The sequence below is a fragment of the Hydrogenophaga sp. genome (genome assembly GCF_022844385.1).
Classification (GTDB): Bacteria; Pseudomonadota; Gammaproteobacteria; order Burkholderiales; family Burkholderiaceae_C; genus Hydrogenophaga.
Genome location: NZ_JALHLX010000009.1, coordinates 1 through 24655, shown reverse-complemented (window position 1 = coordinate 24655; position 24655 = coordinate 1). Strand labels below are relative to the sequence as shown.

21 protein-coding genes and 1 pseudogene are annotated in these 24655 nt (G+C 60.0%); 10 read left to right on the top strand and 12 right to left on the bottom strand.

From position 1 onward, the window contains the following. Positions 1-3: 3 nt before the first annotated feature. From Q0C59_RS03430 to Q0C59_RS03410, 5 genes are all read right to left on the bottom strand, one after another. Positions 4-720, bottom strand: a complete 717-nt coding sequence (locus Q0C59_RS03430) for an ABC transporter ATP-binding protein (RefSeq protein WP_407066542.1) — start codon at positions 718-720, stop codon at positions 4-6. Positions 721-734: 14 nt separating this feature from the next. Beyond that, entirely contained in the window at positions 735-1496 is a 762-nt protein-coding gene (locus Q0C59_RS03425) for an ABC transporter ATP-binding protein (protein WP_291211741.1), read from the bottom strand. Beyond that, complete coding sequence (locus tag Q0C59_RS03420) at positions 1489-2424, bottom strand: branched-chain amino acid ABC transporter permease (protein ID WP_291211738.1); 936 nt, start codon at positions 2422-2424, stop codon at positions 1489-1491. Before Q0C59_RS03420 ends, Q0C59_RS03425 begins: the two co-directional genes overlap by 8 nt. 12 nt (positions 2425-2436) lie before the next feature. Further along, positions 2437-3321: a branched-chain amino acid ABC transporter permease gene (locus Q0C59_RS03415; protein WP_291211735.1), complete on the bottom strand. Its 885-nt coding sequence runs from the start codon at positions 3319-3321 to the stop codon at positions 2437-2439. 73 nt (positions 3322-3394) lie between these two features. Next, positions 3395-4591, bottom strand: coding sequence for an ABC transporter substrate-binding protein (locus Q0C59_RS03410; RefSeq protein ID WP_291211732.1), 1197 nt, complete (start codon positions 4589-4591; stop codon positions 3395-3397). Positions 4592-4861: 270 nt separating this feature from the next. On the opposite strand from Q0C59_RS03410, the gene Q0C59_RS03405 reads away from it, so the two are divergent. The 3 genes and pseudogenes from Q0C59_RS03405 to Q0C59_RS03395 form a co-directional block, all read left to right on the top strand. Then, positions 4862-6325, top strand: a complete 1464-nt coding sequence (locus tag Q0C59_RS03405) for an aldehyde dehydrogenase family protein (RefSeq protein ID WP_291211813.1) — start codon at positions 4862-4864, stop codon at positions 6323-6325. Positions 6326-6344: 19 nt separating this feature from the next. Then, positions 6345-7508 (top strand): CaiB/BaiF CoA-transferase family protein, encoded by a 1164-nt coding sequence (locus Q0C59_RS03400; RefSeq protein ID WP_291211729.1) that lies wholly within the window; start codon positions 6345-6347, stop codon positions 7506-7508. A gap of 79 nt (positions 7509-7587) precedes the next feature. Next, positions 7588-7839 (top strand): annotated as a pseudogene (locus Q0C59_RS03395) (transposase); the annotation flags it as partial. A 613-nt stretch (positions 7840-8452) separates the two neighbouring features. Here Q0C59_RS03395 and Q0C59_RS03390 read toward each other — a convergent pair. Then, positions 8453-8668 carry a helix-turn-helix transcriptional regulator gene (locus Q0C59_RS03390; RefSeq protein ID WP_291211727.1) on the bottom strand — a complete coding sequence of 72 codons (216 nt, stop codon included), beginning with the start codon at positions 8666-8668 and terminating at the stop codon, positions 8453-8455. 150 nt (positions 8669-8818) lie between these two features. Here Q0C59_RS03390 and Q0C59_RS03385 point away from each other — a divergent pair, with 150 nt between their 5' ends. From Q0C59_RS03385 to Q0C59_RS03365, 5 genes are all read left to right on the top strand, one after another. Continuing rightward, positions 8819-9058 (top strand): hypothetical protein, encoded by a 240-nt coding sequence (locus Q0C59_RS03385; RefSeq protein ID WP_086125029.1) that lies wholly within the window; start codon positions 8819-8821, stop codon positions 9056-9058. After that, positions 9051-10574 carry an Arm DNA-binding domain-containing protein gene (locus tag Q0C59_RS03380; RefSeq protein WP_291211721.1) on the top strand — a complete coding sequence of 508 codons (1524 nt, stop codon included), beginning with the start codon at positions 9051-9053 and terminating at the stop codon, positions 10572-10574. Before Q0C59_RS03385 ends, Q0C59_RS03380 begins: the two co-directional genes overlap by 8 nt. 151 nt (positions 10575-10725) lie before the next feature. Further along, complete coding sequence (locus Q0C59_RS03375) at positions 10726-11091, top strand: hypothetical protein (protein ID WP_291211717.1); 366 nt, start codon at positions 10726-10728, stop codon at positions 11089-11091. 136 nt (positions 11092-11227) lie between these two features. Continuing rightward, complete coding sequence (locus tag Q0C59_RS03370) at positions 11228-12025, top strand: hypothetical protein (RefSeq protein WP_291211715.1); 798 nt, start codon at positions 11228-11230, stop codon at positions 12023-12025. Between the two features lie 149 nt (positions 12026-12174). Next, positions 12175-12981 (top strand): hypothetical protein, encoded by an 807-nt coding sequence (locus tag Q0C59_RS03365; RefSeq protein WP_291211712.1) that lies wholly within the window; start codon positions 12175-12177, stop codon positions 12979-12981. Between the two features lie 249 nt (positions 12982-13230). Here the strand turns inward: Q0C59_RS03365 and Q0C59_RS03360 are convergent, their stop codons facing one another. Continuing rightward, entirely contained in the window at positions 13231-13929 is a 699-nt protein-coding gene (locus Q0C59_RS03360) for a hypothetical protein (protein ID WP_291211709.1), read from the bottom strand. Between the two features lie 44 nt (positions 13930-13973). Here Q0C59_RS03360 and Q0C59_RS03355 point away from each other — a divergent pair, with 44 nt between their 5' ends. Next, positions 13974-14984 carry a hypothetical protein gene (locus Q0C59_RS03355; protein ID WP_291211706.1) on the top strand — a complete coding sequence of 337 codons (1011 nt, stop codon included), beginning with the start codon at positions 13974-13976 and terminating at the stop codon, positions 14982-14984. A gap of 88 nt (positions 14985-15072) precedes the next feature. Next, positions 15073-15543 carry a hypothetical protein gene (locus Q0C59_RS03350; RefSeq protein WP_291211703.1) on the top strand — a complete coding sequence of 157 codons (471 nt, stop codon included), beginning with the start codon at positions 15073-15075 and terminating at the stop codon, positions 15541-15543. Positions 15544-15593: 50 nt separating this feature from the next. Here the strand turns inward: Q0C59_RS03350 and Q0C59_RS03345 are convergent, their stop codons facing one another. From Q0C59_RS03345 to Q0C59_RS03325, 5 genes are all read right to left on the bottom strand, one after another. Beyond that, positions 15594-16061 carry a helix-turn-helix domain-containing protein gene (locus tag Q0C59_RS03345; protein WP_291211701.1) on the bottom strand — a complete coding sequence of 156 codons (468 nt, stop codon included), beginning with the start codon at positions 16059-16061 and terminating at the stop codon, positions 15594-15596. A 118-nt stretch (positions 16062-16179) separates the two neighbouring features. After that, complete coding sequence (locus Q0C59_RS03340; protein ID WP_291211699.1) at positions 16180-17082, bottom strand: hypothetical protein; 903 nt, start codon at positions 17080-17082, stop codon at positions 16180-16182. Between the two features lie 24 nt (positions 17083-17106). Continuing rightward, positions 17107-22266, bottom strand: coding sequence for a hypothetical protein (locus Q0C59_RS03335; RefSeq protein ID WP_291211696.1), 5160 nt, complete (start codon positions 22264-22266; stop codon positions 17107-17109). 221 nt (positions 22267-22487) lie between these two features. Then, positions 22488-23834 (bottom strand): type II toxin-antitoxin system HipA family toxin, encoded by a 1347-nt coding sequence (locus Q0C59_RS03330; protein WP_291211694.1) that lies wholly within the window; start codon positions 23832-23834, stop codon positions 22488-22490. A 3-nt stretch (positions 23835-23837) separates the two neighbouring features. Beyond that, positions 23838-24077, bottom strand: a complete 240-nt coding sequence (locus tag Q0C59_RS03325; protein ID WP_366518799.1) for a helix-turn-helix domain-containing protein — start codon at positions 24075-24077, stop codon at positions 23838-23840. Positions 24078-24655: the final 578 nt, after the last annotated feature.

The following is a 24655-nucleotide window of genomic DNA, read 5'->3' as shown; positions in this document are numbered from 1 at the left end:
GACTCAGGCAGCCCGACGCTGCCCGAGGTAGGCGCGCTGGATCACGTCATCGCTGCTCATCTCGCCCGGATTGCCCGAGAAGGTCACGCGACCCTGCTCCATCAGGTAGAAGTGCTGCGCCACCTTAAGCGCCATGTGGGCGTTCTGCTCGACCAGGAAGATGCTTACCCCTTCTGCGTGCAGCTGCCGGATGATCTGGAATATCTCGGCCACCACCAGCGGGGCCAGACCCACCGACGGCTCATCCATCAACAGCAGGCGTGGCCGCGACATCAGCGCCCGTGCCACCGCCAACATCTGCTGTTCGCCACCCGACAAGGTGCCCGCCATCTGGTCCACCCGTTCCTTCAGACGCGGGAAGCGAACGAACATGCGGTCGATGTCGTCGCGGATGGCGTTGCGGTCGCGCCGGCGGAAGGCTCCAGCCATGAGGTTCTCGCGCACGCTGAGCACAGGGAACACCAGCCGGTTCTCGGGCACCAGGGCTAGACCGCGCGCCACGATGTCGGCGCTGGACTTGCCCACCAGCTCTTCACCCTCGAAACGGATCGACCCCGTCTTTGGCCTGAGGATGCCCGCCACGGTCATCATGAGCGTGGTCTTTCCCGCGCCGTTAGGGCCCAGCAGGCAGGTCACCTGCCCGCTCTGCGCCGTCAGGTCCACCCCCTTGAGCGCTTCGATCTTGCCGTAGGCCGTGGCCAGTCCTTCAATGATCAGCATGGTTGTTTCCTCGGTCAGGCGGCCTGGGCCACGGAGTCGTCGGCGCCCAGGTAGGCCGCACGCACGGCCGGGTCCTGCTGCACCTGGGTGGGTGTGCCTTCGGCGATCTTGCGACCGAAGTTGAGCACCGCCACGCGGTCGCAGACCTCCATCACCAGCTCCATGTGGTGCTCGATTAGCAGGATCGTGTGGCCGCGATCTCGCAGCTCCCGGATGCGCCGGTCGAGTTCTTCGATCTCTTCGGCGTTCATGCCGGCGGCAGGCTCGTCCAGCAGCAGCAGCTCGGCGCCCGATGCAGCGGCGCGCGCCAGTTCGAGGCGGCGCTGTTCGCCGAAAGCGAGATTGCCCGCAAGCACATCGGCCTTGTCGGCCAGGTTGCTGAAGGCCAGCAGGCGCTGCACCTCCTCGCGCGCCTGATGGCCGGAGGCCAGCCAGCGCGCCTTCAGGCCCGACCAGCCGCCCTCGCGCACCACGCGCGCTGCCCAGACGTTCTGCCAAACCGTCAGATTGCCGAACAGTCGGATGTTCTGGAAGGTGCGCGCGATCCCGAGCTCCGCGCGTGTGTGCACCGGCAACTGGCCGATGTCCTGCCCCTTGAAGCGCAGCGCCCCGGTGGTAGGCGCATACAGGCCTGCAATCAAGTTGACGGTGGTGCTCTTGCCCGAGCCGTTCGGTCCGATCAGACCCAGGATCTCCCCCTTCCGTACCGTCAGGTCGAGCTGGTCCAGGGCCTTGACGCCACCGAAATGGCGGCTGAGCTGCTGCAACTCAAGCATGGGCTTTCTCCTTGTTGCCCGCATCGCTCTGGCCGTCCGGCGTACGGCCACCGCGCAGCAACCGGCCCAGTGGCGAGGTGATCATGCCGCTGGGACGCACCAGCATCATCAACAGGATGAGCGCCCCGAACAGCAGGCTGCGCCAGTCACCCAGGAAACGCAGGCCCTCAATCAGGATGCCCTGGATGAAAACCACGGCCAGCACGGTGCCGAACAGGCTGGAGAGCCCGCCCAGAATGGGGTAGGCAATGGCGAAGGTGGCCAGCAGGATGGTGAAGTTGGAGTGCTCGATATGCGTGGTGTAGTGCGCGAACACGCTGCCGGCCACGCCCGCGATGGCGCCGCCGATGCCGAAGGCAGACACCTTGGCGGCAGTCAGGTTGACGCCCACGCTTTGGGCGGCCACCTCGTCCTCGCCCACGGCACGCCAGAGGGTGCCGACACGCGAGCGGTCCAGCCAGGCGAGCACCGCCATCACAATCAGCACCAGACCCCAGATCAGCAGCACGATCTCGGTCGAGGTCCAGCCGTTGCTTGGGAAGTAGCGAATGCCGCCGAAGCCCAGACTGCCGTCGGGGCCAATCGGCGTTCCTTCGGGGCCCGGCACGCGCCAGGTGAGGTTGAAGAAGAACAGGCGAACGATTTCGGCGAACGCGGTGGTGGCCACTACCAGCATCAGGCCCTTGACCCGCAGCGCGGGAAAACCCACCGCGATGGCAACTACGGCCGCTATGAAGGCGGCCGCCGGCAGCGCCAGCCACAGCGGCCAGCCGGCCATCGACGTGAGCATGCCGGCGGCATAAGCGCCCACCGCGAAGAAGCCGCCCTGCGCCAGCGACACCTGACCGGTTTGCAGCACGCACCAGGCCGACAGGCCCAGCAAGGTGTGCACGCCGATGACCTGTGCGAGTCCGAGATAGAAGTCCATGGAGTGTCTCTTTCAGTCGCGGCCAGCCGGCGGTTTGAACAGCCCGCCCGGACGGAACACCAGAAAGGCGAACAGCAGCAGCATCACGTAGATGTCGCGCTCGGTGACGCCGCGCCAGTACTGGAACAGGTTCTCGAACCCTCCCACCAGCAGGCCGGCCACGATGGCGCCCGGGATGCTGCCCAGCCCGCCAATCACGGTCACCACCAAACCCTTGACGGTAAGCGGCAGCGTGAGCAGCGGGGACAGCACGCCGATGGCGGCTCCGGCCATGGCCCCGGCGATGCCGCCCAGCAGCCCCGCGATGACGAAGGTGCTGAGGTTGGTGGTGGTGATGTTCATGCCGCACAGGCGGGCGGCCGTGGCCTGCTGCGACACGGCGCGAGTGGCCAGCCCCAGGCGGGTGCGTTTGAGCAGCAGCGTCAGGCCGACCATGGCGGCGCAGCCCAGCACGAACACGAACAGCAGGTCGCCGCGCAGCGAGAGCGGCCCGATGTCGATGTTGGAGCCCACCCACATAGCAGGATAGTTCTGCGGCATACCGGCGGTGGCATGCACGATGGCTTCCTCAATGAGCAGCAGCATGCCCACGGTAGACATCAGCGTAGCCAGCGGCTTGTTGAGGGGCAGGAAGCGGAAGCACACCACGTACACCAACGCGCCCAGCACACCGCCAACCAGCGCCGCGGCCAAAAACACTAGCGCCGGCGGTGCGGTCTGCACGATGAGCAGACTGAGGTAGGCAGCCCCCACCGACGCGGCCGCGTACGACAGGTTGATCTTGTGCATCACGCCGAATATGAGCGTAAAGCCGATGCCGATCAGTGCGTAGATGGTGCCGAACAGCACGCCATCGATCACCGACTGCGTCAGGTCCAGCAGGTCGAGGTAGGTCATGGAGCGGGAGCGTTGGGTGTGCAAAGGAGGCGCCCCGCGCGGGGCGCCTCCGGCTCAGAACCGGACAAGCCGGTCAAGGCTTGTGGGCCACGGTCCAGGCGCCGCCCTTGGCCTGCACGAACAGGAAGGGCTTGATCGCCTCACGGTCGGCCGCGCGCTCAATCGGACCGAGCAGGCCCTGCGTCTGCTTGAGCGCAGCCAGGCCCTGGCGCATCTTCTGGCGGTCGGCCGCCACAGTATCGGGTTTGCCCATGATCTTCTGCTCTTCGATGATCTTCTTGAGCGTGAAGATGTTCTCCCAGGCAGCCGCGTTGTGCAGGTCCATGTTGGATTTCTTCGCCGCTACCGCTTCTGCTGCGGCCTTGGCCTCGGCTGTCACGGGGGCGAAGCTGGTCGGGATGATGATGCCTTCGGCCTGCTGCGCACAGCCCTGCAGCGTTTCCATGCTCGACGAGCTGGTCAGGCCGATGACGAGCTTGGGCTTGACACCCTGGCGCTGCATCTCCTTGAGCACGCCGCAGGTGGTGAACGGGTGGGCCGAGATAGCCACCACGTCGGGGTTGGCGCGCTTCATCTCGCGCACCTGGGTGCTGAAGGTGGTGTCGGCCAACAACCACTCGCTCTGGCCCAGCACCTCCAAGCCCACCTTGCCAGCGTTGTCCTTCATCACGTTGTAGGTTGCATTGCTGTGTGCGAAGTCCTTCTCGACACCGCCCCAGAAGGTCTTGAGCTCCTTGCGGGTTGCACCCACCCACTCGAACACCGACTTGTACATGGCGGCTTCGCTGGGCACGTTGCGGAACGACCATTCGGAAATCGAGGCCAGACCACCTTTGGCTGCCACGTCGGTGTACAGCGGGAACTGGATACCCGAGTCGCTCGCGTCGCCGGCTTTCTTCTGCAGGATGCCGAACACCGGCTCGGCCACGTTGCTGCAGGTCGGGCCCACGGCCACGATGGCATCGGGCTGCGAAGCGATGCGGCGCAACACGTTGATGCCTTCTTCAGCGCTGCAGCGGTCGTCGAGGTAGTCGATGACGATCTTCGCCTTCGCACCATCGCCCAGCGTCACGCCACCGGCGGCGTTGATCTGGTCGGCCGCGGCCTGCATGGCGGCCTCGCTCTGGATGCCGAAGATGCGCACGACGCCACTCTTGGCGCCCATGCCATAGATCTTGATGGTGCGCTCTTGTGCGTGTGCGGGCAGCGCGAACGAAGCCAGCGCCGCAGCGCAGGCAAGTGCCGAGAGGATGGCGGTGGGACGTTGCATGGTTTGTCTCCTGGATGTGATGACCGTGAAGGTAGGGGGCCGGTGCCGACGCAGTGTCGGGCCGATGGCCGGGTTGGACCATTTCGAAGTGGGCAAAGCAGAGTTAAGCCCGACGCAACGGACGTGTTGCGGCCTCGGCAATGCACGCTTCGCACAAAAGCAATTCCAGCCGGGGGCTCGGCTTTCCACAATCCACCCATTCCACGCACCACCGGAGACAGACCTATGACCACCATCGCCGCCATCCCCGCCGTGCCCGGCCGCCTCAGCATGCCTACCGGCAGCCCCATCGTGGCGCAGACGCACCGCCACTTCATCGACGGCCAGTGGGTCGCCTCGGCAGACGGTCGCACCGTGCCCACGCAGGCGCCGGCCACCGGTGAGCTGCTGGGCCACCTGGCGCGCGGCGGCAGCGCCGAGATCGACCGTGCCGTGACCGCCGCCCGCGCCGCGCTCGACGGCCCATGGGGCCGCATGACACCCACCGAGAGGGGCCGGCTGCTCATGAAACTGGCGCAGCGTGTGTCTGACGAGGCCGAGCGTCTGTCCTGGATCGAGGCGAACGACACGGGCAAGCCCATCACAGTGGCGCGCAACGACCTGCAGGCTCTCGTGCGCTACTTCGAGTTCTACGGTGGCGCTGCCGACAAGATCCACGGTCACACCATCCCATTCTTGGCGGGCTACGACGTAAAGCTCGTGCGCGAGCCGCACGGCGTTACCGGCCACATCATTCCGTGGAACTACCCGGCCCAGATGTTCGGTCGTACCATCGCGCCGGCCCTGGCAATGGGAAACGCCACCGTGCTCAAGCCCTCCGAGGAGGCCTGCCTCAGCTGCCTCGAGGTGGCGCAACTGGCGCACGAGGTGGGCTTCCCACCTGGCAGCATCAATATCGTCACCGGCATAGGCCCCGAGGCGGGTGCTGCACTGTCGGGCCACCGCGGTATCGATTTCATCACCTTCACCGGTTCGCCCCAGGCCGGCGAACTCGTGCAGGCCGCTGCGGCAAAGAACTACGTGCCGGTAGTACTCGAGCTCGGTGGCAAGTCCCCACAGGTGGTGTTTGCGGATGCCGACCTCGAGAAAGCCGCCACGACCGTGGTCAAGGCCATCACCCAGAACACCGGCCAGACCTGCTCGGCCGGCAGTCGCGTGCTGGTCGAGCGCAGCATCTTCGACAGCTTCATGCAGCGCGTGAACGACAAGTTCCGCGCCCTGCGCATCGGCACCCCCGAGCAGGACCCCGACCTCGGCCCTGTCATCAATGCGCGACAGGCTGAGCGTGTGCTGCGCTACATCGAGGAGAACGCCGGCACCGGCGTGCCGGTGATGGTGCAGACCCCGATGCCAGCCACGCTGCCTGCAGGCGGCCACTTCGTTCCGCCGACGGTGTTCGGCCCGGTCGACCCGGCCTCGCGCCTGGCGCAGGAAGAGGTGTTCGGTCCGGTGCTGGCGGCCATCCCTTTTGACGACGAGGAAGACGCGGTGCGCATTGCCAATGGCACCGAATACGGGCTGGTGGCCAGCGTGTGGACGCGCGACGGTGACCGCCAGGCGCGTATCGCCAAGCGCATCAAGACCGGGCAGATGTTCATCAACTGCTATGGTGCCGGTGGCGGCATCGAGCTTCCGTTCGGGGGCACCAAGCGCAGCGGCCACGGGCGCGAGAAGGGGTTCATTGCCCTGGAAGAAATGAGCACCGTCAAGACGGTGGTGCACCACCACGGCTAAAGTGCACCGGGGAGCGCACATGAGCGGACACCAAAAAGCCAAGCCGCTTGACGGCATCCTCGTGGTGGCGCTGGAGCAGGCCGTGGCCGCGCCCTGGTGCACCAGCCGCCTGGGCGATGCCGGCGCGCGGGTCATCAAGATCGAGCGCCCCGAGGGCGACTTTGCACGCGGCTACGACCATGCGGTGCACGGGGAGTCGTCTTACTTCGTGTGGATTAACCGCGGCAAGGAATCGATCGCGCTAGACCTCAAGCAGCCCGACGACATGGCGCTGCTGGAGCGCATGCTGACCCGGGCCGATGTGTTCATCCAGAACTTGGCGCCTGGCGCGACGGCACGGCTGGGCATCGGATCTGAGGCCCTGCGCCGGCGCCACCCGCGCCTAATCACCTGCGACATCTCCGGCTACGGCGACCACGGCAGCCTGCAGCTCATGAAGGCCTACGACCTGCTGATCCAGGCCGAAAGCGGGCTGGTGTCCATCAGCGGCGCGCCGGGGGAGTGGGGCCGCATCGGCGTGTCGCTGTGCGACATCACCGCCGGCATGAATGCACTTATCGGTATTCAGCAGGCGCTGTTTCTGCGCGAGCGCACCGGCCAGGGCTCGGGTATCAAGGTGTCGCTGTTCGACTCGGCCACTGAACTCATGGGTGTGCCGTTCCTGCAGACACGCCATGGCGGCAAGGCGCCAGAACGCGTGGGCCTTAAGCACCCGTCCATTGCACCCTACGGCGCCTTCACCTGCGCCGATGGCCGCGACATCTTGGTGTCTATCCAGAACGAGCGCGAGTGGGTGGACTTCTGCCGCGAGGTGCTGCGCCGGCCCAACCTGCCGGCCGATCCGCGCTTCCACAACAACGCGGCGCGCGTGGCCAACCGCCCGTTGGTGGACGGCACCGTGTCCGAAGTGTTCGCCACCCTCACCTCGGCTGAGGCGATCGATCGTCTTACCACCGCGAAGACCGCCTTCGGCAGCGTCAACTCTGTGCAGGACCTGATCTCGCACCCGCAGCTGCGCACGCGCCGCATGAACGTGAACGGCCACGCCGCCGACGTGCCCGCCCTGCCCTGGATCACTGAGTGGGACGACGACAGCTACCGCGAGGCACCGGTGCTCGATGCGCACGGCAGCGCGCTGCGTGCCGAGTTCGCCGCCACCGAAGCGGCCGCGCTCGCGCGCTGAGGCCAGGCGACTAACAACTTACCCGTAAATAAGTAAACTACCGCCCTGAGCCATACTTCAAGCGGCGAGGGGCGAATGCATGGTGTCACGCAAGCGGGTCGAATCGTGGGCGGTGAGTGATGCGTTCTGGCGCGGAGTTGAACCGTTGATACCGTTGCGGGAGCGCAGTACGGACATGGCATATGTGCGCAAGGCGGGTGCGGGACGCCCGCCCAAGCCAGCGCGACAAGTGTTCGAGGCCGTCATGTACTTTCTGCGCACTGGCTGCCAATGGAAGGCGCTGCCCAAGGAGCGCTTTGGCAGTTCAAGTGCGGTGCACAAGCGCTTCCTGGGTTGAGCAGTCAGTTGCAAAGCTTCCTCCTTCGGCGAACGACTTTTTCTAGCCGGTAAGAGCGCAGCCTAACCCTTACATCGAGAGCACATGCCCCGGCAAGCCGGTTCGTGCCTCTCAGGTCAATCGTTGAACGCCTGCCTCAAAAGTCCCCACTAGCTCCACATGGCGGAGCATCGACATGCTAGCGAGGTGCGCTTCCTAGAGAAAAAACATCTGCGGCAGGTACATCAATGCGCCATGTCCGCGCCACACATGGGCCCGCAACGTCTGCAGCACCACCAAGAGCCGACTCTCAATCCCTGTGATTGCCGGAACTTGAATGACCTCAACGTAGCCATGACTGGGGGCTCATCACTTCATCCCCACAGTCCGCAGTCGCTGCACAACGGCCTCACAGTGGCTAGGCAGCGTTACGACAGGTCGCCACTTATGGCCGTCTCCGAATAGCTGGCAAAACTCTGGTTCCGTTGATGGGTGCTGAGTGACGGCTTGGCGCGTCGATCACCCAGTCCTTAACTTTCTTCGGGCATTCCGCACCAGTCGGATGGGGAAGCGCTTTGGTCATATGGAGCCAACATCCGGGTGTTGGCGCGGAGTCGCACTCTGACGATTACGACTCGGTTGAATCATCTACGAATTCAAACAGTTGCCCCACGTCGACAGCGAAGAACTTGCACAGTGAGTTGATCGCGTCGAGATCAACTCGCGTTGCAGTCTCTTGGTACAGCAGCGTAACGGTGTTGCGGTGGAGGCCGGTGTCGCGCGCCACGTCGCTGATCTTGAGCTTTCGCTCTCCCATCAGGCGGGACAGGTGGCACTTGATCAAGACATGCTCCGAAGAAAAATATCATTCAAGATGATAAAAAACACTTGACGATAGCATTTATTCCTTCATAATGCCACCCAGGATGACAAAAAAGACGTTTGGATGCTCTTTTGTTGTTCTGATTGTCCCATTAACCTGAAGGAGTGAGAAGTGTCCACATGCACCTACCTGACAACTGATGAGTTGTCGTCCCGCATCAAGTACGACAGCAGAACCATCCGCGATCGACTTAAGGACAGCGTACTACTTGAGGGCCGTCACTACATCCGTCCATTTGGCGGCCGTAAAACTCTCTACATCTGGGAGCACATCGAGACGGATATGGCGCACCACTCGGCCATGGGCTCCGAGGCGATTCCTTTGGCCAATGGGGGTGTGCTTCATGGGTAGCATTCGCCGACATGAGAGCAAAGGCACGCTCTTCATTGACTTTCGCCATGCGGGGCAGCGACTGCGCGAGTACACATCGCTTGCAGACAATGCGGCCAACCGGAAGCGCTTGCAGAAGGCGCTTGATCGTGTAGAGGCGGAAATCGCACTCGGCACCTTCGACTACCAGAAGACATTTGGCAAGCCGCTTCCGTCCAGTCAGCCAGTGTCCGATGCCGCAGCAGAGGAAGACACACCTGAACTGCAACGTAACCCCATGTCCCGCACCGGCACGCCCACCTTCAAGGAGTTTGCCGACATGTGGTTCTCGGAGTCAGAAGTCTCCTGGCGCCGCAGCTACAAGGTGACGCAGCGTGGGTCGATCGACCAGTACCTCATCCCGTACTTCGGGGAGAAGGAGGTCGGCCAGATCACCAAGGCAGACGTACTGGCATTTCGGGCAACACTCGCCAAAGTAACCACCCGAAAATCCCAGAGCACATTGTCCAACCGTCGCATCAACTCCGTGATGAAGCCGTTGCGCCAGATCCTCAACGAAGCAGCCGACCGCCTTGAGTTTACTTCCGCGTTTCGCAACATCAAGCCGCTGAAGATGAAGCGCAGTGATGTCATGCCGTTCACCCTGGACGAGGTGCAGCAGATCCTAACTACGGTGCGGGCAGACTATCGCCAGTACTTCACCGTGCGCTTCTTCACAGGCATGAGGACGGGTGAAGCCCACGGCCTGAAATGGAAGTACATCGACTTCGAGCGCCGTCTGATCCTGGTGCGTGAGGCCATCGTGCTCAAGGAAGAGGACGAGCTCAAGACGGACGGCAGTGTGCGCGACATCCAGATGAACGACCTGGTGTTTGACGCGCTGCAGGCTCAGTTCAAGGTGACGGGCAAGACCTCCGAGTTCGTCTTCTGCAACCGCAACGGCACGCCCATCGACAACCAGAATTTTCTGAACCGGGTGTGGTCACCGCTCTTGCGTCATCTCGATATCCCGCACCGCCGGGCCTACCAGATGCGCCACACCGCGGCTACCTTGTGGCTGGCCTCGGGCGAAGCGCCGGAGTGGATCGCGCGCCAGCTCGGCCACACCAGCACCGAGATGCTGTTCCGTGTTTACAGCCGCTACGTGCCCAACCTGACGCGGCGCGACGGCTCGGCCATGGAGCGCTTGCTCAAGCAGCACATCTCGGTGGCGCCGGTGCAGGGTAGCGTCATCCGCTTGCTCGAAGAAGCTCAGACCGTGGAATTGGTGGAGCACGAACGTACGCCAGGGGTTCAACCCAACGAGAGTGACGCGCCTGCGGGGGGGGACCAAGCAAGTGCACTGTACGCCAGTACTGCGTCGCATCAGCACGCAGCTGACACGGCAAAGGGTGAGGCGCACAGCAATAAGCCACCCGTTGAGGTCCTTTTCCCCCGGTCAGCTGCGCGCCGAAAGCACGCAACCAAGGCGCAATCACTGAGCCCGCTGTCCTCCTTGCGTTCGGCCACATCCGCCGAACGTTCTCCGCAGGACTAGCAAGCCCAACCACGCAGATCCCCCACCTGCCGCAGCCTGAACGTTCGCTCGGGTCAGCAGGAAAGGCGGAGCTTTGCCCAGACCTTTTCAGAAGTCGACGTATTCACCCTCATTCGCGATGCCTGCGGGCATTCACCTCAAGGACCACACCATGCGGATTCGCCCCCTCATTTTCTCAAGCAAGCCACCGCTGAGCCGTGTCAATGGCAAGCCTCGTTTGATCTGGCGGAAGCACCCCACATCCAAGACCCGCCGCCTGATTCCCGGCCGCGTCCACCACGTGTCGACCTTCGCCTTTGTCGCGCTCCCCGAGGCCGCCACGCAAAACCTCAAACCTGCGGAGCGTGCCGCCCTGGTGGACTGGTTCAGCAAGGAGCGCATCCAGGTGGTCATGGACCACAAGGGCCACCACTTCAACGTGACCTTGCGCTCGACCGTCCTGATCGACCGCAAGGACGCACACACCGAACAGAAACCATCTGCGGGCAAACCACAGGACCCCACAGGCAGACCGTGAGGCCTTTGTGCGTTGCCTCGGCCACCTGAGCAGCTTGGCGCTTGGTGCTGCAGGCTGCGTCCGCACACCAAGGCCTCTTTGCAACTCCCGTCTTCTCCCGATCCGAATCGCAGTCCCACACAACGCAGGATTTCAAATGAACAAACCCACCCGCAACCGCATCGTCACCACCTCCTTCAACCAGGCCGAGTTCGCCGCCTTCATGAAGAATTCCCCCAGGGAGGTGACCTCGCAGCGCCTGAGCTTGGGCCGCCTGTTCGACCCGAATTGGGCCAACGCCGATCTGTGCGCTTCGGTGCACGCGCAGTTGCCCCTGCACATGCCGCCGATGCTCATCGAATTCATCAAGACCGCGCTCAGCGACGCAACGGTTCGTCGTGCCTACCTCCAGCCCCGTCTGCATGCGAGCCAACTGGAGTTGCTCACGCCGTGGAAGGGCGCCCTGGACGCTGGCATTCGTGCTTACCTCTCGCCGATGCTGTCTCCGAGTGAGGCAGACATGGCATTCACCGCTGCGTTCGTGGCGCCCATCTCGCGCTTCACCGTGTTGCTCCCCGTCGCGGAGCCGGGCGGTGGGAAGCAGGGCGCTCAGGGCGGCGCTAAACATGCCATCGACCAGGGGATTCACCAAGGCGCTGATGAAGGCACCGATGAAGGCGGGGAGGGCGGACGTCCCGTGGCGCTGCCGACGGATCCGAACACCCTGCGTGCCGACCTCCTGCACGACGCTCTGCGCCAGCTCGCCCGCCGCAGCACCGGCATGGCCGACACCATCAGCGCCGTGCTGAACCTGGACCGCGCCGCCTTTGAGGTGGACCCCGAGCAGGTGGCGCGCCTGACCGGCATCGTGGCGCTGGCCGTCACCCCGTTGCACAACCTGTGGCCCGTCACCGTTCAGGAGCGGGCGCTGTCGGTGAAGTACCTGCGCCCCTGAAGTGCAGGGCCGGGCCCGGCCTGAAGAACCTCAAAAAATCCTCACGCCGCGCCCTTGACACAGAGCTCTTTCGTGAGATTTTGGATATGCGACCTCGCATATCACGAGTCCATCAAAACTGCATCACGAAAAAATCGCAAGGAAATCACATGACTGAAGCGACACCACCCAACCCGGAAGGCGCGACGGAGCAGCGCAAGACGATCGTCCACGAACTGTGGCGAGGAAACATCTGCATCGAGCTGACCGGGCACTTGAACATCTTTGTTGGGCACAAGCTGGAGCACGTCACGCCGGCCATGCTGGCCTTGAAATCCGGCGTCCGTCCTGAGAAGGTCATCTGGGAAGCGTTCCCCAACTGGCAAACACAGCATTGGGAGCAAACAGTCCCTTTGACTACTCCCCCTATGCTGACGAGCCCTGATGGTTCTCACATCCTGCTGCGCTCGGCGCAAGGTGAGTCGACTAGAAAGATTGATCTGATCAAAGCCTTTCACGATTGGATGCTGGCCTGGAAGGCCGAGGAACAGGCGATGGCATGCGCCGAGGAGGACGAGTTTGAAGAGGAGGAAGAAGACGCGGCGCCAGACCACGCTGAAACCCCTCGCCCCAAATCGAGACGGTTCGGCTTGGGGTTCTTCGTGATCACCGCAGGGGTCCTGTTCCTTGCCTACGACGCATTCAAGATCTTCATTCCGGCAGAGATCACCAAACGGGAGGCGATCGGCGTTCTGGTGTCGGCCCACTCGTCGAGCGACTGGAGTTTCCCGTGGCTGCTGGAGACGGACCGTGGTCTTTACCCGGTGGACAAGGCGCTGATGTTGGAGAAGGGTGCGCCACTGACCTTGATTGCACTGAGCAACGGGCGACATGTGGTGTGCGATGAGCGCCTGGTCGTGTGTGTCCGGACCGTCGGGGAGAAGCGGCGAATTGCTGTCGAAGCGGGTGAGAAATGACAGGTGACAGGGGACTGGGCCGACGGTGATCTTTGACGTCGCGTTGGTACCGGCGATGTGATGAAGTGAGTTTGTCCCTGAAGCACAAGAAGGCAAGAGGGGGCAGCCCCTCGTCTGACTTGAAACTGCTGTAGCCCATGTGGCCGACCATTCATACGCTGTACAGCGTATGAATGCTTTTGAGCGTATGAATGAATCTGCCACCCGGATACATGGCGTGAGTCGCGGCAGATCTGAATCTCTTTTCCCCTACTGAGCTGGCCCCGCCTTCATTGAGCCGCGCTCTGTCCCCAAAATTGGTGAGCTTTGCCCTGAACGCGTGTCTGTTTCCAAGAAACTCAGGGAGGGTATTGGATTGCTTCGCGTTGGAAGTTGCCAATGCCTACTGCGCACACTGAAAACCGCAGTTGGCCTCTCTGGGACCTTGAGAGGGGTCGGAACCGAGTCGAAAAGGCCGAGCTGGCATGGACTCTCGACTGCCACAATTCCGCCCCAATCCAGAATCGGCAAAGCCTGCCCAAGGCGCCGGCAAATGACATTCCAGGCGCGCACCTCAATCCAGGGGATGCAGGCAATCTGGTAGGCCTGCCGCTTGGAGGTAGAGACCGCATGCGTGTGCCAGACTTCAACGGCCAAAACGAGCCTACCCGTGGTTCGGCAACGCACCACCAAATCGGGGATATACCGGCGCCCAGCCATCTTCAAGGGCTCCTCGGCCCGAACAGTGACCGACAGCCCTTCGGCAAACAATGGCTGCAGCGCTCGCCATTCCACCCCGCCGTGGAATCGCCCGATGGTCGCTTTCCCCGTCAAGAGCTCCTGCTGAATCAGGCCGATCGCCCTGCGGTGAATGCCGATCGTTTTGCGCGCACTCGGTCTTTGCCGCACGTTGTGCCGCCTTCGCGCATTGCGTTTGGATCTGAAACGGCCCTTTTCCTGCTTGCCCATGTCGCACTCCTTGAATCGGTGTTGGTGCGGGTAAGCTGACAGGCATGAAGCCCGATGTGCAGTCCGCAAACATCCTCGTACCGTCCGAATCGGCAGAGCCGGACCTTGTTCAGGCAGGTAAGGTGGCGCTTACATTCCTGGAACAGACCGGCCAGTCATCCAGAAACCAGGCGGCTCAGATCTTTCATCTCATGGCCGAACTCGCTGTCGAGAAGGGGGATCGTCTGCCCTACATCGAATACGAGACTGGGCCGCTGAAGGATTTGGTGGCTCCCACGTCGGCGAAAGGCGCCAGTGCATGGATGAGCCCCCTGTGGAAACAACTGGAGAAACTGCAGAGCGAGTGGGAGCCAGGCCTGAAGGCCACAGCAATTCAGCGTGGGTTTGCCTTCATGCCAAGGCTCAGGAAACTGCAGGGATCTCCCGTCAAATACCAGTTGGTTGCAGAACCCATTGGGGCACAGGAGAACGAGCTCCATCAGACTTCCACGCCTGAAGGCGGGGTTCGCTACACGCCCGCGGCAGTGGCGGCTCCGGGGTCACTGCTCAAGGCCGGTTTGCGTGACGGCGTCATGCGCAACACACTTCCACTGGTGATCTCAGCGGGCGTTTCGGTTTTTCTGGTCCTGGTCTTGATCGTGATCAGCGGTTGGTGGATGTTCGTCTTGGGCCTGCGTTGGAACGCGGCACTCACCACGGCGCACATCTCAATCTTGGCGCTTTGGTGCTTCTCGGCTTGGACGGTTGTGCGCTTGTTTACGTTTCTGGGCCAACTGGCCGATCTGGGGATCGTCATGGCCCCGGAGTTCCTCGTGCCGTTCAAGGCAGATCACGTGACCTTGGAATTGCGCCCAAAACAAGTCGACAAGAAAGGTGAGTTCGCCTTCGTCCGCTACACCGCCTCATGTCCGTTGTGCGCTGGGCTGGTGTTGCTGCACGACGGAGGTGATGAGTTCAAAGACCGCATCGTCGGACGTTGTGACAATTCGCCGAGGGAGCACGTGTACTCGTTTGACCAGAAGCTGCATGTCGGACACTCCATGCGTGGGCATTGAGCGGCCGGCCTGGGTATTGCGGTCGATGCTGGGCAGCCAACTAGGTTTCTTTTGGAAAGCGTAAACCGGTGCTCAACACTTGAACGCAATGAACCCTTTGACTTCCCGTTTCCCTGTCGCCTTTGACTCTGTCAAACCACGGCGCTCAAACGAGGCAGACCCCTACGCCAGTGAGGCGCAGACCAGTGCACTGTTGAGCCGTGGTTCCGAATACAGGCTCCACCGAATCAATGCCGCGGACATGATCACAACCGGCGAAGCGGTTCTGCTGAGCGGCATAAGCCGCGTGACGATCAATGCCTGGATCAAGAGCGGCCGTTGCATTGGCGTGAAGCATTTGCGCAGCAGCATCAAGATCCCGAAATGGCAGTTTGAGCCACACGTGTTCCCAGTGCTTCAGGCGGTGTCCGAGGCCTTGGCCACTACGGACGGATGGCTGATGCTGTCGTTTCTGGAAACCCCGCACGTGGCACTAGGAGGACTGGCACCACGTATCGCCTTGGAGCAGGGCGTGACGCGACAGCGCATCGTTGAACTTGCAGCGGCACAAGGGCATTGAGCTTGACTGCATATGAAACTCAAAGATCTCGGGTTAGACAAAGCCCATCGTCATTCGACCTCGGTGATGAGAGTCAATGCTTCACGTTTGCCCAAGGCAAGCCGCTGGAGAATCTGAGGGACCCGTGAAGCCCGCGGCGCTGCACCGCCGGATTCCCACTTCCAGATCGACAGTGCAGAGACCTCCAGCAATCTGGCCATTTGGTCTTGAGTGAACCCCAGGCGAGCGCGGTTGGTTTTGAGGCGCTCGGCCGTGAAGACCGCCTTGCGCCCAGGTTTTCCTTTTTGTTCTGCCCTGACTGCGAGAGCCTCCAGAGGCAGTGTCTTCTTGGGCTGCGCCCCCTGTACTTTCGACAACTTCTTGACCTGTGACTGCAGGCCACTGATCTGCTTCTTCAATGCGGAAACTTCCGTGCGTTGAGCAGCAGCGCTCTTGCGAAGGGCGGTGATCTCTTCGCGCAGCTCTTTTCGAGCGACACGGGCGATTTCGCGTTTAAAGGATTCTGCAAAGGTACTCATATGGCATATGTTACGCCGTGCCGCTGTTGAAGTTTGGGTGCGAATCACATCATGGTGATCTTTGGTCCCAGTTGAAGCGCTACGGTACCGCGGAAGGGTGTCTTCCATCTGACACTGATCAGGTGAAGTCTGTCGGCTTCCCGAAATCTAGAGTCAACTGTTGAAAATCCGGCAGAGACCGAGCTGCCTGCTCCGTCTTGACCAGTTTCAAACCAAGCAAGCCACATTCAAGCGAGCGAAGCTTTGTCGTCAGCGGCACCTTGGGAACCGTCAAGTCCAACTTGAGGTGGCAATGAGTTGCCTGAGCAAGAAGTATTTCCTGCCGGAATTTGTCATCGGTACAGCTCACCAACAACTGGGTTCCGAGGGGAATGATGACTTCCTGACCTGAGGGAACCCCAATGACCATCATGGTTCCCTGATGCCGTTCGTCATCGAAGCCTCCTGATGGCTTTGCAACAATGCCCAGCATGTTGTCGCTAGGCAGGAACTTCGGAAGCTCGCTGGAAGCAGGTATGACCAGTGTTGGTTTGCCATCACGGATGATCTCTACTTTGTTTGGCCCGAGGAGCTTTACCCAAGATGCAGCGAGTCGTGGAGCTTTAGCTGCCTTCAGGTGCTCGAAGAAATCTTGAATAGTTTTGATCTTTTTGCCTTGCCAGGCGTTCACGACGGACGAGACTACGCTGTGCTTATTCACGAGCTTCTCTAAGGGATCCTCGTCCCCTTCCTCATCGTCTGGATCGATCAAAGAAGGTTGACTTGAATAGGTACCTTGTTTTTTGATTGGTACCATTACGACAGATAGCTGATCGACAACCTCTTTCGGAAAGAATGGCTCGCATCCTGTGCTCGATGCTTGACTTGCAGTGTTAATCAGATCACGCAGAGCAGAAAGGACTTCAGTCGCGCTGCAGTATTTGCCTTCTTGAAGTAAAGGATTCACTGCAGCCTTGTTGTTCAAAACACGAAAGACGTTGATGTCTTGCGGCGGGTTTGATTTGAGTGGATCTTCATTCATAGTTGTGACTGTGCTTTGTTCGGTTTAGCTGCTTAAAACACCTGGATCGAGGTCGAGGGACAAGCCAACCCCTTTGGTGGATAGCCACACTCTGGCTAAACAAAGAAGACTTGTCAGAGGGGAAAGGACACCCATCGACCGTTTGTTCTCGGGCTGACTTTGCATAACCACAAAGAACCGAGGAATGGGACCAACGTCGTCTGCGTAATTCCCGTTGAAAACGCCTGGTTTGCCATGCAGACGCATATTCATAAAGGCGTCTTGCTCTCGGCCATCCCGTACGACACGAAGGCCCAGACCGGCGGCGACGAGAGCGCGTCCAGATGCGAACAGCTTTGCCTCCCAGTCGGACCCAACTTGCCTGCGTTCAAGCAGGTCTAGCAAATCTCTGCACAGCGCAAGACCATCCGGCTTGCAAATAAGATGAGCAATTTCATCCGAACTGCCGATCTTCAATTTCTTCCGCAGCTGCGAGCGGGTCACCGCCGTCAGCGAAGTTAAAGGGAAGAATGCAACATCCGAACACTTTAAAGGGGTGGTCTTCTCGCCTCCTAAAAGCTCCTCGAGCTGTAGGCAAGCAGCGTGTGGCAGTCCTGTGTAGGCCATACAAGTAGGAAGCTCCTCTTCCATAAGCCGCAACGCGACATAGCGAACTGCCTGACTGACTGGAATACTCGACGTCAGCCCATTAAGTTTCGTTAGAACTGTGGGAGTAGGCTCCGGATATAGACGCTCGTCCTTCCCTGCTAGGGGCGGTGGACCCGTGACGACGGAAGTCGCTGTGGTTGGTGCAGTTCGCTTTCCCAATGACCCAAGGTGCAGTGCACAAAGCTCCCTCCTGATGAACGGCCACGGCGTTCTTGGCAAGGTGGAGTCCCTGCGTGTTTGCGATCTCCATGCCCATCGCGTCCGGTTGATCGATTTAAATGCCCAGTTTGGTACTTTTTGCTGTGTAACTTGACTTTCTAAGTACATGCTCCTCACCTGCAGGGCTGAGCCAAAGTAGTGATCGATCGTTACCTCTGGTGCGGAATGACCGCAGATCGTCGCAGCCCGATGCAACTGCCAAGCGGTGCTGTGGTCGTATGCGAACCGCTCACGGAGGTCAGCAGCATCCATTGAACCGCTTGCTATTTGGCGGATGCTCTCGATCCAATCTTGGAATGCAAGCTCACAGGCGGCCATGGCGCGTGCTGAATGGATCCGAGTCCTTGGGTTTCCTGTCACGCGAAACATCGCCCGGGTGATCTCGTCGTGCAGCCAGTCAATGCCTGCCAGGGACACCACACCGTCCTTTTTGGATGCGAAGAGAAGATCACCGACTTCTGCCTGGAGGTGTAGCTCCCGATTGGTAGCCAAAAGGTCTTGCAAAGCTTCGAGTGTCTGCTTCGTCATTGGGACCAAGCGAAAAGATGCATCCGACTTCAGATGGCTAAAGCCATGAGTCCTGATGACAATCTTGGAGTCTTCTAAAAGCAGATCGGAACCTCCTACTGCTGCAGCCTCCATCCATCGAAACGGGCCGTCTTCGAGCACATGAAACATGGCATTTGCCTGCTTCTGGCGCAAGCGATCCATGGGGTGACTGTTCACCACTTGCACGCGAGCATTCTCAAGCTGATGGCTTTCGATCAATGCAATGCAAGTTGTGGACTTGAAGTTTTGGGTCTCACCAAGCCACCCCGCCAGTCGATTTAGCGGTACTTCATACCCGCACTCTTTCAGCCTGGACGTTAGCCAGAGGCCAGCACTGCGGTACCTTTCGGCTCTCATTGACACCAGAACGTCAGACTGAGCACGAGCTTCTGCATGGACGCCGCTTACCAGCTCCTTTAAAAACTCGGTCCACTCCTCATTCGAGCTCGAGTGTGGGTGGAAGTCAGACCAAGCTTCCAGCGTGGGCAGCAGTGCACTTAGATACGTTGCCGTGGAGCTGATCTGGATCTTCGAGGAACGACCATCATGGATGTGCTCGAGGTTCTTCAGAATGGCATCAATCAACATGCCTGCGACTGTGTCGGATCCCTGAAAACCGCTTTCTTTCAGCATGAGGCGAAGCAGGCTGGCGCGAGCCTTCTCTTCCCCCAGTTTTTTTGATGAGTCCGCGCAGTGATTGACGGCTGCGCAGATGATTCGCAGATCCTCGCGACCTGATCCACTGCGGAAGAAGGCCTTGTAGGGTTCACCATAGGGCTGACCTTCAACTCCGTACAAACACCCGCTTGAGAAGTCATCAAGAGTTGCAGTTTGATTCAGTGGCTCATACGCAATTTGAAGTGCACTCGGGACCTCCAAATCAAAGGTGAGCGATGCGCATGCAGTCAGCTGTAGATATTCTTGTGCGGTGGAACTTTGAGCTCGCTTTGGTTGAGCTGCAAAACACGCGACTTCTGCGTTCAGCCAAACTGCGATGTCCATCTGCAATTTGGTGATGTCCTCAAGTGCAGGTATTGCTTCGAACCTGAAGCGTTTGAGATAGCTGGCGGTGACGGTGGTCAACGCGACCCGGATTCGGTGAATGGACCCAGCACGCTTGAATGCCAGTGCCGTGTTGTTTTTTTCAAGACCGGCACCTTCAGGGCCAACTTGAAATATGTGAGCGTGGTCGTTTGGCTCATGAAATCCGTCGAAAACCATCAGATGCAGCAGTAGCCCGCTTGCAGAGTTGGAAGGCACGATCCCGTTTAGGAGCCTTTGCCGAACTTCCTCTATTGCAAGCTTGCTGGCGAGATGCAATTGATTGAAGGCGGGCGCTACCGTCGGACGTTCAATCCAAGTCCTGTGGCCCCTGTAGTTTTTCGCGATCAATCCCAAGGGGAGCCGCTGCAGCTGGAACTGAACGGTGGGGAATGGGCATGGGATCTCTTTCGGTAGCCACTGGGCATGCAGGTTTCGAAGGTTCTCGCCCGTTTTTTGAAGGAGAGTGAGTGGGGAATACATGCCGCAGCGGGCAGGGATTTCGTTTCCGATGCTTCCGTGTCCCGTGATCGCACGCAGGACCAGGTCGTCATGCCCTTGTAGCGACCAATGGGTGACGACAAGATGACGGCCGATGTTCTTTGAGGCACCCAAGAATGCTTGCGAAACGCGCTCGATTGCGTCCGCATACAGGTATGTACGTTCAAGCGAAGACTGACGTTTTTGAATCTTCTGAAAAAATGTCGCGTCGAATCGGAGCTCACCCTTTGCGAGTTCTTTAAAAGAGTCACCGGAGTTTTTCGTGAAAAGTCCTGCGAGCTTCTTGCAGACCAGCAGCTGCGCGCCCAGGTGTCGCATGATCACGTGCACCAAGAACGGAATTTTTCCGATCAGACGCGAACCGCCTCCGCCGTCAACATGCTTGTCGGCGAGATGGACATATTCCCCGCTGACCATCACATCACCGTTGCGCAACCTTTCGATCTTTGATCCGCGACCAGCCAAACAAAAATTCACCAGAAAAGCGCTCAGCTCACACAGTTGGTTGAAGGCAGCGATCAACTCATCTTCCACCGTGCTGCTTTTGATGACGACCGCGCATTGATGGGCTTTGTTCTCAATTGCTTGAAGTCCGTACCTCACTTGATCAACTGACGGTAGCTGGTCGAAGGCATCGGCAAGTCGAAGGGGCAACGGCTGTGCGCCGCCCCAACCGATCTTGGCGTACAGGCGATCACAGAGCTTGTGTACGAAGCGGTCTGGAAAATGGACGTAGTGCTGCGCACCCGTGCTGGTCAGCCCTGGATTTCGTGTGATCAGTGATACGAACTGTGTGTCGCCAAGAATCTCCGTGGCGAGTGGCCCCATCGATCGAGCCAGCTTGCCAGGAAAAATGACAAGCTCATCCACACTAAGTTGCTTGAGCAGTTCTCCGACCCTTCGATGAAGCACCTTTGCGTCACCCGTCTGTGCGGGTGGGCACAGCAGGTCGATCACGTACTTCGCATCTGGCCTTGAGTTGGCGAGGCGGGACCAGCCTTGGTGAACGCAGATGCTGAGCGGGATTCGGATTTCGGTATCGGTTTCGAGCCACTCTCTGGCTCGGAATTCATCGGCGAAGGTGCTCGGGCTGAGAATAGCCAGATAGTATTCTCGCGAGAAGGCAACGTAGCCTCCCCGTGGATCGAAGTAGAGGTCACGGGAGCGCGTAGTCGGGACGTTGAGCAGCACGTTAAGCGGCATTGAGGTGCTGAACAGCGTCATTGCCAGAAGTATTGGACCCATTTCGTCTTCAGAACCTGCCTCTCTCAGGCTTGTGGCCAGAGAGGCTGCAAGCTGCGTGGCTTGCTGGGTGGTTACGCAGTCCCAATTCTCTTGAGCTCTTCGCGATTCCTTGCCGTCGAACCAGCTCAGTTGAGCCAGTTTCGGGAGGATGGCGTCCCCTTGCCTGAATGGGCTTCGCTCCTGTTTTTCGGAGGTCTCGTCAAGGCGAAAACTGTCCTGCGACGTCCCATTGCGCGATTCATCCGTTGATTTCGCGCCGGGATGCGTTGCATCCACAGTTGTATCTTTGACATCAGCGCGTTGCTCTTGCGAGGCGCAGGCGTTTGCGCGATCCTGGGGCGGTGCAATGTGATGCGTGGAAAGTGGGATGAGCTTGCGGCAGAAGTTCTCGACCACAGGAGTTCGTGGCTTCTCTTCCAACCATTCGCGCAGGTCGACGTTCTTCGACATCCCCTCCAGCAGGGGATGCCAGTATTGAGCCTTCGTCTTTGTGTAAGTTTTGACTTTGTAGAGTTGGCGAAAACCGCTGAGCAACTCAGGGTTGATCAAGCGCTTCTCCATCACGCAGGTCAACAAGCACCGCAAAAAGGTGGCGTCCACCACTTTGCGAGCAGCAGCGTCCCACCCTGGTTTTGCTCGCTGGTGAATACAATCCAGCAGTTCAGCCCAGAGGACATGCTTGCGGTCCTCATCGGTCGCGATGTCCCCATTCACGATCCCTGCTGTGCGTAGATTCGAAGCCGTCTGTTTCGTCAGGTCTTGCCACTTTTCTCGACTCTCCAGCCAGGGCTCGTCATTGGTTGCGAGCATCGATTCGACGGCTTTCAAGTAGAGAAGTGACCCGCCACACTTCGGTGGACAGCCGCATGCTTGCAGCAACCATTCCCGAGCAATCTCTGCGATGCGGTCGTCGTCTGGAACGTAGGTTGCGCCTGACGGTCCTGGGGTGGCTGGTGTAGGCTTGGTAGGCGTCGAAGTCATGTGAACGATCATCGACCTCGTTTTGCCCACACGAGGGTGTCCTAACGATGGGTCTTCACCTCGATATCGCCGGAAAAGGAACGTCAAGGATCAAAGCCAGCTAGCACCATGCCGATCCGACCACGTTCTCAGGTTCAAGCGTGGGCACCCATTTAAACTGCCGTATTGCGGGTGACCAGTTCCAGGGCTCAACTGGGAAGAGGCCACTAAACCGAGCCCGGCTAGGTGATGGGCTGGGCCTTGAGCCGTTGGGCTTGCCTGCGAACACCTTCGAAGATGGACTCGGCAACGTCCATAGGGAAATCAACGGGAATCTGCCGCGTGACGACGGCGATGGCCAGCTCCACCCTGTTGAGTAGTTCGCTGATGATGTCTTCGGCGTTCTCGCCCCAGCCGCACTTCATGGCAGTGGCGTTGAAATGGCGCCGCATGATGGTGGCCAGCGCATAGTGCCGATTCTTGCTGCTGACCGCCATGGCGAGTTTTGCGTTTCGCCATGCAAGCTGGTTCTTCCCCTTGCCGATGATGGGCCAAGCGGAAAGGACATCGTACAAAGGGGTCAGCGAGTAGGTGCCGCCCGCTTGCAAACGAATACTGAAGTTCTTCGCATGGCCGTCCGTGGCAGCCAGCAGCCAGAACGCCACCTGGCTGGCCAGCAGCGTGCGCAGGTCGGTACGTGCGTTTTGGGAGCCACTGAGAACTTGGGCGAGACGTTCAACGCCTGGTCCACCGTCGGCTTCGTATTTTTGAGCAGGACCCACGCCCAGCGCCTGACAGAAGTCTTCCTGGGGAAGGCGAAGAATCCATGTGCCCGAGGAGTGCATCTTGCGATCGAAGCGTTCGACCACCAATACCGGCGTGTGGTCTGCAAAGGTCACGATGTCGGCTTTTGCGACGTCGAAACCCAGCGCTTCCATGAACTTCAGGCACAGCCACTCGTTGTGGACAGACGTTCGCATGTCTGCCTGCATGTTGCCTACCAGGCCCAGGGGGAGCTTGATGATGTGGGTGGTGGGTGTGGCGCCCACCGGGCGCATCCACTTTTCGCCATGGCGCAGCAAGGCAGTCTTCTCCTGGGCGCCCGCAATTGAGATTCGGAAATCCTGGTCCTTCTCACGGTGAGCGAATTGGCCATTCGAAACGGTGGAACGCAGCAGGGCTGCCACGGCCTCATCGTTCAGGACCTCTCCTTCAATGCGGTCGAAGCCGGTCGGCGGCTCATCCACGGTGAGTAGCTGCACAGCCCCCACGCAATCGCGCCCGATGGCAGCCAACAAGTCAAACGTATCTTCTGAGCCTGAGGAATAGCGCTGCGCGAGGCGCTTACGAATAACCCCGCTGTCAGGGAGCAAATTTTCAAAGAAGTGTTCGACGCGGTCACCCTTCAGGGGCTCGTTACCTATTAGAGGATGCGGCAGGGACAAGGACAGCGGTCGAGCGGAGCGCGAGGTCAGCCAACTGTCCTCGTAGCGCAGTTCCATCGGGCGTCGAGTGGTTGGTGTCCAGTGACCCACCAACTCCCCATTGGTCCAGACTGCCAGCGGCTGGGAACTTGAGCGACGGGCCACGGCTTACCACTCGCCTGGCTTGGCGTCAGGCGTCTGTGGAGCACGCTCGCGAGGCTGCACGGTCAACTGCAGGCCCAACAGGGCACACAGGGCCATGAGCTGGTCAACGCTCAACGTCCCCGGAGCGCGTTCGAGCTCAGACACGCGCCGCTGGCTCAGCCCGAGTCGCTCGCCTAACTGGGCCTGCGTGAGCTTGAGGCTTTTGCGCGCGCCTTGTAGTACGACTCCCAACTGGGAGGCCATGACCAGAGGTTGTGTTCGATGGGTCATTGGTTACCGCTTTTTCCAGTAAATGTAGCTTAGCGGCATAAAGGCTAAATGTCAAACAGCGGTATATCCGGTAATGCCCTTCGGCTGGTGAAGCACCCCGTTCACCAGCGTCACTGATCTTCGACAGCGAGCCGGGCCACCGATCGTGGGGCCAAGATCAATCGGGTGATGCAAGGGAGGCTGCCCATTGCGATCTGTTCCGCGAAAGCGGGCCGATGGTCAGGACGGCATCGTTTGACGGATTGTTCGCCATCCCCCAAACTCCCGCTTGAGATCCATAGCATTGGTCAGGTGATCGTCGTTAAATGAATCACTTGACCAAACTGGTGCATCCTTGAAGTGGCTGAATTTCTATTAAATTCAACGACTATTAGCAACTTCTGCTGGGGTGCTAAATCCACCAAACCCTTGCAACGCTACCGATCGGAGTGCCCTCCGAAGCCAAGGGTCGTGGGTTCGATCCCCGCCAGCCGCACCAACAACGTCCAAGCCCTTGATCTGCAAGGGCTTCGTCGTTTCCGGGCTTCTGCACATCGCCTTGGCATGCAAAG

Bases quoted from the DNA above. Each gene is read 5' to 3' on its own strand.
- Q0C59_RS03430 (WP_407066542.1), bottom strand. From the start codon at position 720: ATGCTGATCATTGAAGGACTGGCCACGGCCTACGGCAAGATCGAAGCG.
- Q0C59_RS03425 (WP_291211741.1), bottom strand. From the start codon at position 1,496: ATGCTTGAGTTGCAGCAGCTCAGCCGCCATTTCGGTGGCGTCAAGGCC.
- Q0C59_RS03420 (WP_291211738.1), bottom strand. From the start codon at position 2,424: ATGGACTTCTATCTCGGACTCGCACAGGTCATCGGCGTGCACACCTTG.
- Q0C59_RS03415 (WP_291211735.1), bottom strand. From the start codon at position 3,321: ATGACCTACCTCGACCTGCTGGACCTGACGCAGTCGGTGATCGATGGC.
- Q0C59_RS03410 (WP_291211732.1), bottom strand. From the start codon at position 4,591: ATGCAACGTCCCACCGCCATCCTCTCGGCACTTGCCTGCGCTGCGGCG.
- Q0C59_RS03405 (WP_291211813.1), top strand. From the start codon at position 4,862: ATGCCTACCGGCAGCCCCATCGTGGCGCAGACGCACCGCCACTTCATC.
- Q0C59_RS03400 (WP_291211729.1), top strand. From the start codon at position 6,345: ATGAGCGGACACCAAAAAGCCAAGCCGCTTGACGGCATCCTCGTGGTG.
- Q0C59_RS03380 (WP_291211721.1), top strand. From the start codon at position 9,051: ATGGGTAGCATTCGCCGACATGAGAGCAAAGGCACGCTCTTCATTGAC.
- Q0C59_RS03375 (WP_291211717.1), top strand. From the start codon at position 10,726: ATGCGGATTCGCCCCCTCATTTTCTCAAGCAAGCCACCGCTGAGCCGT.
- Q0C59_RS03370 (WP_291211715.1), top strand. From the start codon at position 11,228: ATGAACAAACCCACCCGCAACCGCATCGTCACCACCTCCTTCAACCAG.
- Q0C59_RS03365 (WP_291211712.1), top strand. From the start codon at position 12,175: ATGACTGAAGCGACACCACCCAACCCGGAAGGCGCGACGGAGCAGCGC.
- Q0C59_RS03360 (WP_291211709.1), bottom strand. From the start codon at position 13,929: ATGGGCAAGCAGGAAAAGGGCCGTTTCAGATCCAAACGCAATGCGCGA.
- Q0C59_RS03355 (WP_291211706.1), top strand. From the start codon at position 13,974: ATGAAGCCCGATGTGCAGTCCGCAAACATCCTCGTACCGTCCGAATCG.
- Q0C59_RS03350 (WP_291211703.1), top strand. From the start codon at position 15,073: ATGAACCCTTTGACTTCCCGTTTCCCTGTCGCCTTTGACTCTGTCAAA.
- Q0C59_RS03345 (WP_291211701.1), bottom strand. From the start codon at position 16,061: ATGAGTACCTTTGCAGAATCCTTTAAACGCGAAATCGCCCGTGTCGCT.
- Q0C59_RS03340 (WP_291211699.1), bottom strand. From the start codon at position 17,082: ATGAATGAAGATCCACTCAAATCAAACCCGCCGCAAGACATCAACGTC.
- Q0C59_RS03335 (WP_291211696.1), bottom strand. From the start codon at position 22,266: ATGACTTCGACGCCTACCAAGCCTACACCAGCCACCCCAGGACCGTCA.
- Q0C59_RS03325 (WP_366518799.1), bottom strand. From the start codon at position 24,077: ATGGCCTCCCAGTTGGGAGTCGTACTACAAGGCGCGCGCAAAAGCCTC.